The 15,843-nt window shown below is 63.4% G+C and carries 12 protein-coding genes and 1 other RNA gene; 4 read left to right on the top strand and 9 right to left on the bottom strand.

The window, feature by feature from the left end; genetic code table 11:
• Positions 1-40 precede the first annotated feature (40 nt).
• The 4 genes from gspF to ACODR8_RS03630 form a co-directional block, all read right to left on the bottom strand.
• Positions 41-1,258 carry a type II secretion system inner membrane protein GspF gene (gene gspF / locus ACODR8_RS03615; RefSeq protein WP_489005995.1) on the bottom strand — a complete coding sequence of 406 codons (1,218 nt, stop codon included), beginning with the start codon at positions 1,256-1,258 and terminating at the stop codon, positions 41-43.
• A complete protein-coding gene (gspE, locus tag ACODR8_RS03620) occupies positions 1,251-2,765 on the bottom strand; it encodes a type II secretion system ATPase GspE (RefSeq protein ID WP_489005996.1) in 1,515 nt (504 codons plus the stop codon). Before gspE ends, gspF begins: the two co-directional genes overlap by 8 nt.
• A gap of 95 nt (positions 2,766-2,860) precedes the next feature.
• Positions 2,861-5,047 carry a type II secretion system secretin GspD gene (gene gspD, locus ACODR8_RS03625; protein WP_489005997.1) on the bottom strand — a complete coding sequence of 729 codons (2,187 nt, stop codon included), beginning with the start codon at positions 5,045-5,047 and terminating at the stop codon, positions 2,861-2,863.
• A complete protein-coding gene (locus tag ACODR8_RS03630) occupies positions 5,044-5,838 on the bottom strand; it encodes a type II secretion system protein N (protein ID WP_489005998.1) in 795 nt (264 codons plus the stop codon). The genes gspD and ACODR8_RS03630 overlap by 4 nt, the downstream gene beginning before the upstream one ends.
• 169 nt (positions 5,839-6,007) lie before the next feature.
• Between ACODR8_RS03630 and ACODR8_RS03635 the strand changes: the two genes are divergently transcribed.
• On the top strand, positions 6,008-6,649 hold the full coding sequence (locus tag ACODR8_RS03635) for a prolyl hydroxylase family protein (protein WP_489006180.1): 642 nt from the start codon (positions 6,008-6,010) through the stop codon (positions 6,647-6,649).
• Between the two features lie 83 nt (positions 6,650-6,732).
• Here ACODR8_RS03635 and ACODR8_RS03640 read toward each other — a convergent pair whose 3' ends face one another.
• The 4 genes from ACODR8_RS03640 to ssrA all read right to left on the bottom strand — a co-directional run bounded on the left by ACODR8_RS03640 (position 6,733) and on the right by ssrA (position 12,471).
• Complete coding sequence (locus ACODR8_RS03640) at positions 6,733-9,438, bottom strand: TonB-dependent receptor domain-containing protein (RefSeq protein WP_489005999.1); 2,706 nt, start codon at positions 9,436-9,438, stop codon at positions 6,733-6,735.
• A 91-nt stretch (positions 9,439-9,529) separates the two neighbouring features.
• Positions 9,530-11,116: a hypothetical protein gene (locus tag ACODR8_RS03645; protein ID WP_489006000.1), complete on the bottom strand. Its 1,587-nt coding sequence runs from the start codon at positions 11,114-11,116 to the stop codon at positions 9,530-9,532.
• A gap of 244 nt (positions 11,117-11,360) precedes the next feature.
• Complete coding sequence (locus tag ACODR8_RS03650; RefSeq protein WP_489006181.1) at positions 11,361-11,744, bottom strand: tetratricopeptide repeat protein; 384 nt, start codon at positions 11,742-11,744, stop codon at positions 11,361-11,363.
• A gap of 371 nt (positions 11,745-12,115) precedes the next feature.
• Positions 12,116-12,471: a transfer-messenger RNA gene (gene ssrA / locus ACODR8_RS03655) on the bottom strand.
• Between the two features lie 18 nt (positions 12,472-12,489).
• Here ssrA and ACODR8_RS03660 point away from each other — a divergent pair.
• Positions 12,490-13,224, top strand: coding sequence for an NRDE family protein (locus ACODR8_RS03660; RefSeq protein ID WP_489006001.1), 735 nt, complete (start codon positions 12,490-12,492; stop codon positions 13,222-13,224).
• A 115-nt stretch (positions 13,225-13,339) separates the two neighbouring features.
• Here the strand turns inward: ACODR8_RS03660 and ACODR8_RS03665 are convergent, their stop codons facing one another.
• On the bottom strand, positions 13,340-13,576 hold the full coding sequence (locus tag ACODR8_RS03665) for a hypothetical protein (protein ID WP_119743824.1): 237 nt from the start codon (positions 13,574-13,576) through the stop codon (positions 13,340-13,342).
• 224 nt (positions 13,577-13,800) lie between these two features.
• Between ACODR8_RS03665 and ACODR8_RS03670 the strand changes: the two genes are divergently transcribed.
• Positions 13,801-14,391, top strand: coding sequence for an anthranilate synthase component II (locus tag ACODR8_RS03670; protein WP_489006002.1), 591 nt, complete (start codon positions 13,801-13,803; stop codon positions 14,389-14,391).
• A 202-nt stretch (positions 14,392-14,593) separates the two neighbouring features.
• Positions 14,594-15,793, top strand: a complete 1,200-nt coding sequence (locus ACODR8_RS03675; protein WP_489006003.1) for a GGDEF domain-containing protein — start codon at positions 14,594-14,596, stop codon at positions 15,791-15,793.
• Positions 15,794-15,843 lie beyond the last annotated feature (50 nt).

Here is a 15,843-nt window from a genome sequence, read left to right on the forward strand (position 1 = left end):
GGGAATGACGGAGGGTGAGGGTCTTACGCATATTCAACTCCTAAGCCCCGGTCAGGCTTTGCAGCTGCAAGATCGGCAGCAGGATGGACAGGATGATGACGGCGACGATCGCGCCCATCATAATGATGATGATCGGTTCCAGCATGGCGAGCGCGGTGGAGGTGAAGGCGTCGAATTCGCGCTCCAGATATTCTGCTGCCCGCTCAAGCATCGTGTCGAGCCGCCCGGCGCTTTCGCCGCTCGCCGCCAGATAGACAAGCAAAGGCGGAAAAACCCCCGCCCGCCGGAGCGCCGCCGACAGGCTGCCGCCGCCGCGAATAGCCTCGACAATATCGTCCGACGCGCGCCGTAGCACCCGGTTATGCACCGTGTTGGCGGTCAGCGTCAGACCTTCCAGCAAGGGCAGGCGGCTCGCCACCATGGTCGAGAGCGTCCGCGCCATCCGCGCTGCGTGCAGATCGCGGATCAGCTTGCCCAGCACCGGCAGCCCCAGCAGCATCGCGTCGAAACGATAATGGAACCGCTCATTCTTCATCGCGCGCCAGAAGCCGACAGCGGCCAGCCCGATCAGGATCAGCAGCAGCCACCACCAGCCCGCCAGAAAGGCTGACAGTCCCATCACCATCCGGGTCAGCAGCGGCAATTCCTGCCCGACCGTGTCGAATTGCTCGACCACCTTGGGCACGACGAAGATCATCAGCGCCGCGACCACCAGCACCGCGAAACTGGCCAGCACCGACGGATAAGCGATGGCAGTCAGCACCTTGGACCGCATTAGCGCCTGTCGTTCCATCAGGTCGGACAGGCGCTCCATGATCGCGGGCAGGCTGCCCGAACTTTCGCCGGCGGAGATCATCGCGCGATAGAGCGGCGGAAAGCTTTTCGGCTCCACGCCCAGCGCATCGGCCAGCCGCCGCCCTTCCATCACGCCGCCATGGACCTTGCCGACAATGAGCCGAACATGGTCCTGCTCGCTCTGCCGCCCGATGGTGCGCAGCGATTCCTCCAGCGGGCTGACCTGGGTCAGCGTCGCCAGTTGCCGGGTGAACAGGGTCAGTTCCTTGGGGCTGAGGCGCGGGGTGCGCAGCGACAGGCCCGCCCGCTTGCGCGCCACCTCGACCGCGCCGGCGCTGAGTTCGACAATGAACAGCTTGCGCGCGTCGAGCTTCGCCCGCGCATCCTCCAGCGTATCGGCCTTCAGCGCGCCTTTCCGTTCCTTGCCCGCCGGGTCGATCGCGACATAGTCAAACTCAGCCATCGACGATGGTTTCCGCGTCCACGCTGTCGCGCCGCGACACGCGGATCGCTTCCTCCGCCGTGGTCTGCCCGTCGCGCACAAGCGCGCGCGCCGCCGATCCCAGATTGGGCGCGTTCAAGAAAGCGTGCCGCGCGATCAGCGATTCATCGCCGCCGTCATTGATCAGGCGGCGGATCGTGTCGTCCACCCGGATCGCTTCGAACACGCCGATCCGCCCCTTGTAGCCGGTGCCACCACATTCGCTACAGCCCTTGGCGCGATAGATGATCGTGCCGGGGTCGAACCCCAGCAGCGCGCTGGCCGACTTGTCCGCCTGCACCGGTTCGCGGCAATGCTGGCACAGCCGCCGCACCAGCCGCTGGGCGATCACCGCGCGCAGGGTGGAGGCGAGCAGGAAGGGTTCGACCCGCATGTCGCGCATGCGGGTGATCGCGCCGACCGCGTCATTGGTGTGGACCGTGGACAGCACCAGATGCCCGGTCAGCGACGCCTGCACCGCAATTTCCGCCGTCTCGCGATCGCGAATTTCGCCGACCATCACCACATCGGGGTCCTGCCGCAGGATCGCGCGCAGGCCGGCGGCGAAGGTCAGCCCGACCTTGGCATTCACCTGCGTCTGGCCCACGCCCTCCATCGCATATTCGACCGGGTCCTCGACGGTCAGGATATTGCGACTGCCATCATTGAGCTGGCGAAGGCCTGCATAAAGCGTCGTCGTCTTGCCCGATCCGGTCGGCCCGGTGACCAGGATGATGCCATTGGGTTCGCTCAAACCCTCGCGGAAAATCCGGTCCGGCACCCCGTTCATGCCTAGCAGGTCGAGCGTGATCCCGGCATTTTCCTTGTCCAGGATACGCAGCACCACCCGCTCACCCGCCCGGCTCGGCAGGGTCGAAACACGCACGTCGAGTAGCTTCCCGCCCAGCGTCAGGCCGATCCGCCCGTCCTGCGGCACGCGCCGTTCGGCAATGTCGAGCCGCGCCATCACCTTGACGCGGCTGACCACCACCGGCGCGACATGGGGCGGCATCCGGAGCGTTTCGCGCAGCACCCCGTCGATCCGCATCCGCACGACAAGGCCGGTTTCATAGGGTTCGATATGAATGTCCGACACGCCCTGCCGCGCGGCTTCGGCGATGATGCCGTTGATCAGGCGGATCGCCGGCGCATCGTCGGCGCTGTCGAGCAAATCGTCGGCGGTCGGTATGTCGGCCGCCAGCATGTCCAGCTCATCGGCGCCCATGTCGATCGACCCGGCCATGGCCGCCGCGCTGCCATCCATCGCATAATGGTTGGACAGATGCCGGTCGAATTCCCCCGGATCGACAAAGCTGACATCGAAACTGCGCGCCAGATGGCGACGGACTTCGAGCAGGATGCGCGGATCGCTCCCCTCACGCACCGCGATGGACAGGCGTTCGCCCTCCTGCGGGAGCAGCACGACGCCATGCTTGCGGGCAAAGCCATAGGGTATGTCGATGGCGCGGGAGTTGGCTGATACGAACACGTCGTGCTCCTGCGAAGGCAGGAGCCCAGGGTTCTGGACACTGCCCTCTCCGCCCTGGGCTCCTGCGTCCGCAGGAGCACCTTGCCCGTTCTCGCTCACTTGCGTTCTCCGCTCGGCGCTATCTCGACCGGGCGCACCACGCCGCTCGACTGGCGCACGGTCGGTTCGATCACTTGTGGGGCATCAGGCTGCACCACCGCGTCGCCCGGCTGCGCGGCGACCGGCGGGGTTGCGCCCATATAGTCGCGGACCAGTTCGTCGATCGTGGGTTCCATGTCGGGATTGCGCTGCAACTGCATGTTGCGGACATAGCCGTAGCGCTGCTGGGTCAGCTTCTGCGCATCCTCTTTCGAGCGGAGGATGGTCGGGCGGATGAACACCATCAAATTGGTCTTGGTCCGGCTGCGGCTGCGCGACTTGAACAGTTCGCCAAGGCCCGGAATGTCGCTGAGCAACGGAATCCGCTCGATCGTCTTGCGCTCATTGTCGTCCAGCAATCCGCCCAGCGCCAATATCTCGCCATCATCGACCGTAACCGTCGTTTCGATCTCGCGCTTGTTGATGATCAGGTCGCTGCTGGAGTTGCTGACCGGCCCGGCCACGCTCGACACTTCCTGGCGCAGGAACAGCTTGATCGCCCCGCCAGTGTTGATCTGGGGCTTCACCTCCAGCTTGATGCCGACATCCTGTCGCTGGACGGTGCGGAACTGGTTGTCGAAATTCTGGGAGAGCGCCTCGCCCGTGGTCACCGGCACCTGTTGCCCGACCAGGATCGACGCCTTCTGATTGTCCAGCGTCATCACCGACGGCGTGGAGAGCAGATTGCTTTCCGTGTCGGACTTCACCGCATTGATGATCGCGCCGAAAATCCCGTTCTTGCCGATGCTGCCGCCCAGCCCGGCAATCGCACCGGTCGCGCTGGTCAGGCTGTTGATCGCCGCCTGTTGCAGCGTGCTGGCCAATTCGCCGTTGGTCTGTGTCTCGGTCGTCGTCGTGCTGCCGTCCGCTGCCACCACCGTGGTCTTGGTCGTCCCCAATTGCGTCGCGCCATAGGCACCCGCCAGCGTCAGCAGATTGGGCGACGCATTGCTGTAATTGGTCGCGGCAAAGCCGGTCGATGTGCTGCCAAGCAGGAATTGCACGCCCAGCTTCTTGGCCGCGGCATCGCTAATCTCGACGATGATCGCCTCGACCAGCACCTGTTCGCGCCGCGTGTCGATCTGGCGGATGGTTTCGCCCAGCATCCGCTGCACGTCGCTATTGGCGGCGACAATGATGGCGTTGGCACCCTCATAGCGGGTCACGATCGCCGGACCGCGCGTCGAAATGCCGCTGCCACTGGACGACGAAGAGGATGCCGCCGCAACCGGTGCCGCCGCCGCGCTCGCCGGAGCCGCGCCGCCCGCTGCCGGGGTGGAGGCAGTGACCGGCTGGCTGGTCGATTGCCCGACCAGCTGCTGCAACACCGGCAGCAATTTTTCCGCGTCGGCATGTTCCAGCCAATAGACCCGGATTTCCGTACCACTGGCGGCCTGCTGGTCCAGTTGCCGCGCCATCGCGACAAGGCGCGCGACAGTGTTGGCGTCGCCGCGAATGGCGACGGCATTGCTGCTGTCGATCGGCACCACGGTCGCCGCCGACGGCGAAGCATTCTCGCCCCCGCCGCTGCTTGCCACCAGCGCCTGAAGCGATGTCGCAATCTCGCGCGCACCGGCATTTTTGAGCATGACCATCTGCGTCGATGACACATCGCGATCGACCCGTGCGATCACCTGCCGGATGCGGGCGATATTGTCGGCATAGTCGGCCACGACCACGCTGTTGCCAGCGCGATTGGCGGTCACCGACCCGTCCTTGCTGACCAGCGGGCGCAGCGTTTCGAGCGCGCTTGCCGCGTCGATGGAGCGCAGGCGGAATACTTCGGTCACGAAACTGTTGCGATTGGCCGCGCGGCCCACGCTGCTGGGCTGCCCGGCCGCGCCATCGGCGGGCTGGATGCGATAGGCGCCGCCGGGCGCTGGCACGGCGACCAGGCCATTGGCGCGCAGCGTGGACAAAACGATCTCGAAATATTCAGAGCGCGACAAAGGCCGGTCGGTGACGACCGACACTTTCCCCTGCACCCGATTGTCGATGATGAAGGTGCGCCCCGTCACCCGCGCGGCATCCTGAATGAAGGCGCGAATATCGGCATCGCGGACGTTCAGCGTCTGCTGCGCCATGCCCGGCGCGGCCAGAACCAGCGCAAGCGCGGCGGAAAGGGGGAGGAAATATCTGGTCATTGGCCTTGCACTATTAGGTTCACCGAAGCGACGGCCGCGCCGCGCTCCACGGTCAGGGACAGGCGCGCGCCGGGCGCGATCTGATTTTGTATGGACTGGAGGTCGCCCACCGGCTGGCCGTTAATCTGGCTGATAATGTCGCCGGGCCGGAAACCGGCACTGGCAAAGCCCGGCCCCTTCGCGCTGACCGCCAGCCCGGTCACCCGGCCATTCTGCATCCGGGGCGCAAAACCAATGTCGCGTTTCAGACTGTCGGCAGTCGGGCCAGCCGATGGCGGCGGCGTCTGTGTTTCGCCGCCTTCCGGGGCAACCGTCGGCGCAGGCGTCGACTGGTCCAGGAATATCTGTTCTTCCGCCCCGCCCCGGTCGATCGTCACATGATCGAACGCCACCGATTTCAACACCACGCCAGGCAGGATTTCGTCCCCCACGGCAAAACTGCTCTGCACCCCATCGGGCGCAGCGATGATTGCCGATCCCAGCCCGGAACCTTCGTTCAACCGGATGCCATAGAGGGTCAGCGCCAGCGATGTAACGACGCCATTGCCCGCTGCCTGGGGCGCGCCGGTGCGAAAGAAGGGATCGAAGCTGGCGAACAAAGCCTGCCGCGCGGCCGGGGTCAGCAATTGCGCCTGCCGCCCTTGCCATGGGCCGAAACTGCCCACCGGCGTCACGACCACCCAGGCCAGCCGCACGAGTTGCAGCGCCAGCAGGGCGATCAGCCCCTTTTCCAGCAGCGCCAGCCCGTCAATCGACCGACCCCGCAACCTGTTGGCGATCGCCACCCGCATCTGCCTTGCTTGCCCCTTTATGATGGGCCGCTGCTAAGCACTTCCTCTTACGACTGGATGACAGTGATGTGACTGAATTGTGACACGCGAAATTCCGCCGTCATGGCGCTTGCATTTCCGGGCCTGGCCAGTAGCAGAATCGCCCTCTCAGGCCTTGTTTATGAGTGTCATGCCCGATCATCCCGCCGCCGCAGATGCCGACCCGGTCTGGATCGCCAGCCATCCCCGCGTCCAGCGCGTCCCCAGCCGCGACCTTACCCTGTTCATCCGGCGCGATTTCCTTGTCGCGGAAGAATGTGCCGCGCTGATCGAGCGCATCGAGGCGGACCGCCGCCCCTCCACCATCGCGGATGCCAATGGCGATGGCTATTTTCGCACCAGCGAAACCTGCGACCTCGACCATGCCGACCCGTTCGTCGCCATGATCGACGCAAAGCTCGCCGCCTTTGCCGGGATCGACCCGGCCTATGGCGAACCGATCCAGGGCCAGCGCTATGATGTGGGGCAGGAGTTCAAGGCCCATACCGACTATTTCGACCCCAAGGGCGCGGATTATGCGAAATATTGCTCGGTCGCGGGCAACCGCACCTGGACGCTGATGGTCTATCTGGACGCGCCAAAGGCAGGCGGCGCAACCCGCTTTCCCCAGATCGGCAAGACCGTCCAGCCGGAAACCGGCAAGCTGCTCGCCTGGAACAACCGGATTACGCCGGGCCAGCCCAATCCCGCGAGTCTCCACCACGGCATGAAGGTCCGCGCCGGGGTGAAGCATGTCATCACCAAATGGTATCGCGAAAGGCCATGGGGATGATCCAAACGCAAAACGACCGGCCCGCCTGAAACAGACCGGTCGCCTGCGTCGCACGGGGCCGCGCGCACGCGGCCCCGTTCATATCAGAAGGCTACCGTCATCGACGCAGCGATGGTCGTGCCGATCTTGTAGCGGTTATAATAGACGCGGTTGCCGTCCTGTTCCTGGAATTCCTGGAACTTGCGGCCCAATATGTTGCGCGCCTCGAACTTGACTTCGCTGTTGATGCCGCCGGGCAGCTTGACCCCCTGCCGCGCCACGAAGTCGAGCTGAACGCCCGGCCGTTCCTTGATGTCGGGTTGCAGGTTCGGGCCACGGCTGGTGACGCGGTCGCTGGCATAGGTCAGCAGCAATGTCTGCTGCGACAGCGTGTCGGTATCTTCCAGCCCCAGTTGCAGGTTGACCAGATGGTCCGACTGGCCCGTCAGCGGCACGCCGTTCAGGAAGAAGTCGGACGCCGCCGGCGGCTCACCGGTGGTGTAGGTATAGGGGATGGTGGTGTCATCCGCCCCAACCTTCAGCTTCGACTGGGTATAGGTATAGTTGCCGATCAGTGTGATGCGGCGGCTGCCGAAGAAGCTGGAATCCGACACGCCATCCAGCGGTATATATTTCTGCACTTCCAGCTCCGCGCCATAGAGCGTCGCTTCGGGCGCATTGGCGAAGCTGGTCGTGACATTATAGGTGTCGGTGATGGTCGTGTAGGTTTCGATCGGATTTTCGATCTTCTTGTAGAAGGCCGCCGCCGTGATCCGTTCGTCCTTGCCCATATACCATTCGGCCCGGATGTCCGCATTCCACAACTGGCTGTCCTGAAGGAACGGGTTGCCGCGGAAGAAGCGGTTGGATTCGGTGTCGAGATAAGGCTGGGCGATCAACTCGCGGAATTGCGGACGGGCGATGGTCTTGGACCCGCTGGCGCGCAACTGGAGACCCTTGGCCGCTTCGAGCGTGAAGGTCACGGCGGGCAGCCAGTAATCCTTGCGGATTTCGTTGAACGGGGTCAGCCCGGTGCTGTACACATCGACGCCCGTTACCGACATTTCGCCCTTTTCGTAGCGAACGCCTGCGTTGACGGAAAGACCCGCAAACAGGTCCGCCTGCACCTGGGCATAGCCCGCATGGGTGCGCAGCGCCGCGTCATAGACCGGATAGTTGCCCGAAAATTCGAGCAGGCCGATATCGTATAGCTGGATCGTCGCGTCCGACAGCAGATAGTCGGGGCGCAGCTGCTGCACGGGTATCGGCAGGTTGACGGCATCGAAATGCAGTTCGTAGCGCGACGAACGACGCTTGGTGTCGTTGAAGGCATAGCCCGCCGTCAGCGAGAAGCCTGGCGCAACCTTGTAGCTCCAGTCGGCGCCGGCAAACCACAAATCTTCGTTGAGATCGCTGAACGTGGCCGATGCGTCGCCGCGCTGGCGATTGAGCGCATTGACGAAACGGTCGCCAACCGGATCGGTCGCCAGGTCGCGATTGGTGCGCACATAGACAAATTCGCGCTCATAGGGGGCTTCGCGCTGCGAATTGGCAAAGCCGCCACGCACGTCGAGGCTGAGGGCATCAGAGAATTTGAATTCACCGACCAACTGGGTGTCGATCAACTGCCGCTCATACCAGGCGGTATTCTGCTGCAGGAAATCGGCATCCTGAATGGTGCCGTCATTGCGGCCCACCGCCAGCGCGCTGCGCTTGGTGGTGTCGCGGATATAGAGGTTGGTCCAGCGCAGCTTCTGGTCGCCCAGTTCCAGCCCGACGCCCAGCAGGCCGTTAACCGTAATCTCGTTATCGGTGCTGACCTGCTGATAGCTTTTGCCAGCCCCTGCCCCGACATCGAGCGATGCCTGTTGCAGATTGTCGCGGGTGCGCCACTTGTTGCTGTAGGATGCCGTGGCGATCACGCCCAGCCGTCCGTCGCTGCCGACATCGACCGCCGTACCCGCGTTGATCGAGCCAGAGAAGTTGAACGGCAGGCTGTTGGTCCGCTGCACGACCGACGTGTCGGCGTTCAGGAACTGCATGGCAATCGCCTGCTGGTCGGTCCGGCCGATATTGGCGAACGGAACACCGCTGCCGATCGCCTGCTTGAGCAGCGGCGGCACGTCGCGCGAACTGTCGTCAAAGCCCGTCCAGTCGGACTTGGAGCCATAATGGGTATAGCCCAATTGCCCCGACGTTTCGGTATTGGCCGAACTGCCAAAGCCGATTTCCAGATAGCTTTCGGCAGGAATCGCCTTGGTCGTCAGGTTGATGACGCCGCCGCCAAATTCACCGGGGAAGTTGGCCGAGAAGGTCTTTTGCACCAGCGTCGATGCGATCACGCTGGTCGGGAACAGGTCAAGCGGAACGACGCGCTTCAAGGGTTCGGGGCTTGGCAGCGGCGACCCGTTGAGCAGCGCGAGCGAATAGCGATCTCCCAGGCCGCGGACATACACATAGCCGCCAGACACGACCGACAGGCCAGTGACGCGCTGGAGCGACCCGGCGATATCGCCCTCGCCCGTGCGCTTGATGTCGGCGGCCGACAGGACGTTCACGACCTGCGGGGCGGCCTGCGACACGTTGGTGGTGCGGCGACCGGTGACGACGATGTCCGCGCCGGGGATCGACACGTCGACATTGCCGGCATCGGAATCGGCCTGTTCGGCGGCGGTTGGCGTGCCGGATGTAACGGCACCGCCAGCGTCCGTGCCGGTCGTGGCGGCCGGGTCGGTTTGCGCCATGGCACTAGGTGCGACCAGGGCGGATGAAATCAGGAGCAGGCGCGCCAGGCTGAGCGGCTTCGACATGCTAGGGGTCCCCCTTTGGGAATTGTAGTGCAAAGAAGGCGGGGAAGCGCGACACCACGCTCCCCCGCCCCTGTTGAGGTCGTGGGTCCGATCAGGTCGTCGGGATCGCCGTGCAGTCCTTGCTGGTGGTGCCGAAGTTGGCGGTCACCGAATTGCAGGTCCAGCCGGCATACCAGGTGTCGCTGCTGTCCTTGACCGCACCGATATAGTTGGTGGTGGTGAAGGCAGCGTCGATCGTCTTGGGGTCAACCGCGGTGCGCGCGGTTTCGGTCGCACCGTTGATGAACAGGCTGGTCAGCGACGGGGTGTAGCTGATCGTGCTGTTGGCACCGGCTTCGAAGATCGACTGAACGGCTGCGGCATCGACGCCACGGCTGCCCTTATACGGCGTGCTGTTGCACTGCATCACGACCGAGATGTAGCGCGGCTTGCCGGCATCCTGCAGCGCCGTGTCGGCGTCGCGGGTCGTGGTCGTGCTGTCGATGCGCAGGCAGCTGTTGGTCGGCGATACGATGATGCCGTTCACCAGCGCCAGGTCCGCACCACCGCGCAGCAGCATGGCCGCGCCATTGCTGCCCGTGGTAGAACGCTGGATATAGGTGAAGTTGGCCATCTTCAGATACTGGCGGGGCAGTGCGTCCTCACCATTATTGGCCGCCGAACCACCGTTGGAGTCGGTTTCGAGGAAACCGTCGCCAATGTCGTTGTTCGCACGCTGGGCGCTGATGACATATTGCACGGTGCCGCGATAGCCGACGTCGGAGTCGAAATTGTCGTCCTCGTTGCCGGTCAGCACCAAATGTTTGAAGTGGACGTTGCCGCCAAAGGCTTCGATACCGTCGTCCGAGCTGTTGTGGACCTGGATATGGTCGATCACCGTACCGGTGCCGACGCCCGACGGGGTGAGGCCCTGCAATTCGCTACCGCCCGCAAGAGCAAAGCCCGAATAGCGGATCTGGACATAGGACATGCGACCCGAACTGTCGGCATCGTTCGCGCCACCATAAAGCGCGCCGCTGCTGCCTTCGGTATCACGCTCGCACGCGGTGGTGCCGGGTGCTGCGGCCGGGGCCAGACAGTCGGTTATCTTCGCACGGCCAAGCAGTACGACGCCGCCCCACTGGCCCGACGACTGGTCGGTCGCGGTGCCCAGCACATTTTCACGGCTGGTGAAAACGATCGGCTGCAAAGCGGTGCCGACGGCGTTGATTTTGTTGCCGCGATTGACCGCCAGATAGGCGTTGCCGGTGGCGGCGAAGATGGTGACGCCCGGGTCGATCGTCAGCGTGACGTCAGTGTTGGTGCTGGCGGCACCCTGATCGGTACCGACATCGACGCGGCCGGGCAGCGAATAGATGACGCCCGCCACCTTGGCGATCGCGGTCGAGCTGGTGAAGCGTGCGGGGAAACCGCAATTGCGCCACGTATTGCCACCATCGGAAATGGTGCCCAGGTCCGTCAGCTGCACCGCGCCGGCAATGGTCGGGCAGTTGGCGGCCGGAGTCACGCCGGTGGGCGTGGGGGTCGGCGTGGGGGTCGGCGTTGGCGCCGGCGTCGGCGCGGGGATGACAATGGTGCCCTCGCCCGGCGAAGCGATGTCGTCTGCACCGCAGGCGCTCAGGCCTACGCAGGCGCAGCTCGCCATCAGGATCGTGTGGATACGGTTAATCTTGGCCATGTCGTCTCCGCTCCGGTGGACACCGGGTTTGTTGCTATGCGGAGCGCAGGGGATATGATTCGGACAACGCCCCCTGTCGCCCTCCGAAGGGGCAGTTAGGGACGTCCGGTGACAGGCTTGTTCTGTTTTGGTGACGAAATGGCGTCACTAAAATTACAGTTTAGTGACTTGCGTTATAGTTTCATGACAAGGGCGCCATTGCGCATGACGCCCCGCCATAATCGCCTGAAATAAAGCGCTTCGATCAGCGCGACGCATAAACCGGCGTCAGGCGGCTCATCGCCCGCCGCGCGACGTCGCGTGACGACTGTTCGCTGCCGTCTGCCAGTACCAGGGTCATTTCGGGCGAGAAGCGCGCGGACTTATAGGCCGAGTGCGCGTCAGCCACACGGCCCATGCCCGCATAGGCATTACCCAGATTGATGAGGCGCGCGGGATCATTGGCGCTGTCGGGCCACACGGCCTTCAGCCGCTTGGCAGCCTTTTCAAACTGGCCTGCCGTCAGGTCACGCGCAGCCAGACCGCCATCGGGAACGCCGACAACGATCACATCCTCCGACGCGCCCTGCGCCATGGCGGGAGTGACGCAAGCCAGGGCAAAACCGGCGATGAGGGCGACCTTCAGCATCATATTTTCTCCAGCAAAACCTTCTAACTATAGCGATGATTATTTCACTATGATGACAGTAGCGCAATAGCGGTTCGGTTGCTGAAAAAGGATTTTGTTTTCTGTTAAAACAGATGCTTATGATTTTTTCTTCATACTGTCATAAAAGTGTAATTGAATAGACAGTCAGAGTCGATACCGATTCGCGCAGCAGGGGTTTGTTCGGAAATGGGCCCTCGGTGCATCAGCACCGGCAATCATCAGGCGCTCTTCTACGCATGTCGAGACAGGCTCGCCGCGCCAGGCGATCGACCAAACGACGCCAGCGATGCAGGACAACAAAAATGAAGAAGGTCCGGGAGGTTCTGTTGCCCGGCCCTCCCGGAGGCCGCTGAATTCCCTTCTGTTGCCCGGTGGGTTCAACCGCGCTATTTTAGAGTGAGGTCAGGCCGTTAGGCCCTCATTCACGCTGCAATGGCGAGTGCTTCGTTATCGTTGGCACTTATGAGTTTTGCACAGTTTAACGGCTTACACGGGCCGGGTAAAAATATCGCCTTTGAACACACGTCGATCCTAGTTCGGCCCCGTCAGACATCCCGTCGAGCATCTCTGCCAGCCGGGATATGTGGTGGAACCGCCGGGTACTGCCCCCGGGTCCGCTGCGTCTATTATACGACACACTTTATCACCATAGCCGGGCGAACCCGGCCCGACCCATATGGGCGTAAAGTTGCGCCTTTTCAAGCCGCCGCATAAGGGAAAGCCCATGTGTATCGTGACAATGGCATGGGCGGCCCATCCGCGCTGGCATCTGGTGATGGCGGGCAATCGCGACGAACATCATGTTCGCCCCTCCGCCGCGCTGGCGCAATGGGATGACCGGCCCGGCATCATCGCGGGACGTGACCTGCAATCGGGCGGCACATGGGCTGGTGTGTCCGATACCGGCCGCATGGCGGTCGTCACCAATCAGCGCGGCTATGGCCTGGCCCATCCCGACCGCGCCTCGCGCGGCGCGCTGGTGACGGATATGCTGACGGGCGATGGAGCTTATGCCGCGCCGACGCTGGCGGCACTGGACGATTTCAACCCGTTCAGCCTGATCGCGGTGGATCGGCACCGCGCCCGACTGTTGACCAACCGGCCCCAGCCTGACGCGATCGACCTGCCCCCCGGCATTATCGGCCTGTCGAACGGCCCGTTCGATACGCCCTGGCCCAAAACGCAGCAATTGAACGCGATGCTGGCCGACTGGCTGGCGACGGAGCAGGATGATCCGGCGCTGCTGTTCACAGCCCTGCGCACCGAAACCCTGCCCGACGACACTACACCGGAAGCCGAGCCATCCCCCATCTTCATCCGCGATGCCATCTACGGCACGCGATGCAGCACGATCATCACGATTGACCGCACTGGACAGGGGATGATCGCCGAACGCCGCTATGACGCGGAGGGGCGGCAGACCGGCGAAACCCGGATAGATTTCGCCTGGGCTTTGTAAGCGACCACCGTCCAAAAAAATCCGGTCTCCCTGAGCTTGTCGAAGGGCTGTACTTCTTGAGAAGAAGGACAAGGCTTCGACAGGCTCAGCCCGAACGGAGGGGGGAGGTGCCGCTCTAGCGCAGCACCGAACGCGGCTGACGCGCCAGATGCAGTGAGGACCGCACGACCGGCGACTCGATCAGCTTGGTTTTCATGAGGTCGCGCATCCGGTCGGCCCCATCTGGGTTCAGCATCACCACGCGGGTGCCGCCCGATGTCAGCGCTTCGATGGTCGATACGGCCAGTGCGTGCTTGGTGCAGAGCGCCTGCACATCGGCCAGCGGCGCATTGATGTTGATCGCGCGGCTCATGCGGCGCGGCTCACGACAGTGATGATGGAAAGACGGATGATATGATCCAAGAGAAAGCGCCTTGCTGGCAAGCGGGAGCGCTGGGCGTCTCTCGGTCACGCGAATGCTTGCGGGCAGGGTTCGCGTCGATGGACCGGCCCTAGCAGAGGCATGTGTCCCCGTCGCGACATTTATGGCGCAGCCCGCTTCCCCTTGCCGCCCCGCCTCTCTATAGCCCTGATCCCATGATCCTCGTCATCGACAATTATGACAGCTTCACCTGGAACCTGGTCCATTATCTGATGGAACTGGGCGCGCGGGTGGAGGTCGTCCGCAACGACGCCATTTCAGCGGGCCAGGCGCTGTCCAGCGGGGCGAAGGCCTTTCTGCTATCGCCCGGTCCCTGCACCCCCAATGAAGCGGGCGTCAGCCTTGATCTCGTCGCCGCCTGCGCGGACGCGGGCGCCCCTTTGCTGGGCGTGTGCCTCGGCCATCAGGCGATCGGCCAGCATTTCGGCGGCAAGGTCGTGCGCGGCGGCCTGATGCATGGCAAGACATCGCCCGTTACCCATGACGGCACCGGCCTGTTCGCCGGTATCCCCTCCCCCTTCACCGCGACCCGCTATCACTCGCTGATTGTCGAGGATATTCCGGGCAGTCTGGTCGTCAACGCGACCAGCGAGGACGGGTCGGTCATGGGCTTCCGCCACGCGACCCTGCCGATCCATTCAGTCCAGTTCCACCCCGAAAGCATCGCCACCGAACATGGCCATGACATGCTGGCCAATTTCATGAAGATCGCTGGTCTGCCAGTGCGGGAACGCGAAGCCGCCTGATCGCAGCTACGCCGGCAACGGCGCCCCGCCACAGTCGGCGCAACGTCCCGCATAATTGATTAAGCATTATGCGCTACCACCCTGACGATCGCAGCCGCGTCTATCGCTCCTAGTGCATGTCCACCCAGGCAGGAATATCTGCCAAAATCAGGCGGGCAGGCCCGATCCAAGCGAAGCGGCTTCGCAGGGAGGGCGTTGTTCGGTGCTTGCCATTGCGGAACTCTTCGACGGCGCGACGCTGATATTCATCAATTTCCTGCTCAGTCTCGTATCGGCCGTCGTGATGCTGTTCGTGCGCGCCGGCATGCCCAATGCCCGTGGCCTGACAGCATGGACCGCCAGCAACATATTCTTCGCGCTGGGCTTTCTGCTGCTTTTGTCCTACTATCTTTTTTCCGCCCCCCCTCTGGTGGAATCCCTGATCGCCAATCTGCTGATCGACGCAGGTTCTATCACGGCCTATATCGCTGTCCTGCTGTTTCTACGGCGTCCGCGATCAAGGCTATGGGTGATTGCGCCAGCTTTACTGTTGATCATGGTGGAAATCGGCCTATACGCGCGGCACGGCGCAAACATGGCGATCATGGTTCCGCTCGGTGCCTCGGCGCGCGCGATCGTGACGATCGGCGCCGGGTGGCAGTTGCTTCGCCATGCCCCGTCCTACATGCGCCCCGCCTCCACCATTGGTGGCATATTTCACTTTTCCTGGGCGCTCATGCTCGTCAGTCGCACGGCGTGGTGGATCAGCAGCCATTTCGCCGCAGTGGATTGGGATCCCACCACCCCCTTCGCCCTTATCGCCCGGATCGTGCTGACCTTCGTCGTGACGCCTGGCTATCTTTGGATGATAGCCCGTCAGCTGGACCAGGCATTGCTGGAACAGGCACAGCAGGATCCCCTGACCGGTATTCCGAACCGGCGCGTGATGTGGCATCGGGGACAGCGGCAGGCAGAGTTTGCCATGACGCAGCACACACCCGTCGGGTTGCTGATGATCGATGTCGATCATTTCAAATCGGTCAACGACAGGTTCGGCCATGGCGTCGGGGACGAGGTGCTGGTGGGCATCGCCAAAGCGCTGGCGGCCAACATGCGTGAGGGGGATCTGGTCGCGCGCGTCGGCGGCGAGGAGTTCATGGTCCTTCTGCCCGGAGCCTCGCATGAGGATGCGTATAACGTGGCGGAACGCCTGCGCGCCGCTGTCGAATGCTTGCCCTTCCCCCTGGACGATGGCGGAACCCTGCACTGCACGATCAGCATGGGGATCAGCGTCCTCGATCAGGATGCCATCGATTGGCCGGACCTGGTTCGCACCGCGGATCGGGCGCTCTATTGCGCCAAGCAACTTGGGCGCAATCGCATCGAAAGCGCGCCACCCGTGCGGACGCCGGCGATCGCCTGAACGGCGCCGGCTTGCAAAAAGTGCGATGCGGGGCGCGCGCAGCCTCTCGA

The organism is Sphingobium sp. FG58 (genome assembly GCF_057809055.1).

Coding starts and splice junctions, on each gene's coding strand:
- ACODR8_RS03640 (WP_489005999.1), bottom strand. CDS start 9,438: ATGTCGAAGCCGCTCAGCCTGGCGCGCCTGCTCCTGATTTCATCCGCC.
- gspF (WP_489005995.1), bottom strand. CDS start 1,258: ATGGCTGAGTTTGACTATGTCGCGATCGACCCGGCGGGCAAGGAACGG.
- ACODR8_RS03650 (WP_489006181.1), bottom strand. CDS start 11,744: ATGCTGAAGGTCGCCCTCATCGCCGGTTTTGCCCTGGCTTGCGTCACT.
- ACODR8_RS03660 (WP_489006001.1), top strand. CDS start 12,490: ATGTGTATCGTGACAATGGCATGGGCGGCCCATCCGCGCTGGCATCTG.
- ACODR8_RS03670 (WP_489006002.1), top strand. CDS start 13,801: ATGATCCTCGTCATCGACAATTATGACAGCTTCACCTGGAACCTGGTC.
- ACODR8_RS03635 (WP_489006180.1), top strand. CDS start 6,008: ATGCCCGATCATCCCGCCGCCGCAGATGCCGACCCGGTCTGGATCGCC.
- ACODR8_RS03630 (WP_489005998.1), bottom strand. CDS start 5,838: ATGCGGGTGGCGATCGCCAACAGGTTGCGGGGTCGGTCGATTGACGGG.
- ACODR8_RS03645 (WP_489006000.1), bottom strand. CDS start 11,116: ATGGCCAAGATTAACCGTATCCACACGATCCTGATGGCGAGCTGCGCC.
- gspD (WP_489005997.1), bottom strand. CDS start 5,047: ATGACCAGATATTTCCTCCCCCTTTCCGCCGCGCTTGCGCTGGTTCTG.
- ACODR8_RS03665 (WP_119743824.1), bottom strand. CDS start 13,576: ATGAGCCGCGCGATCAACATCAATGCGCCGCTGGCCGATGTGCAGGCG.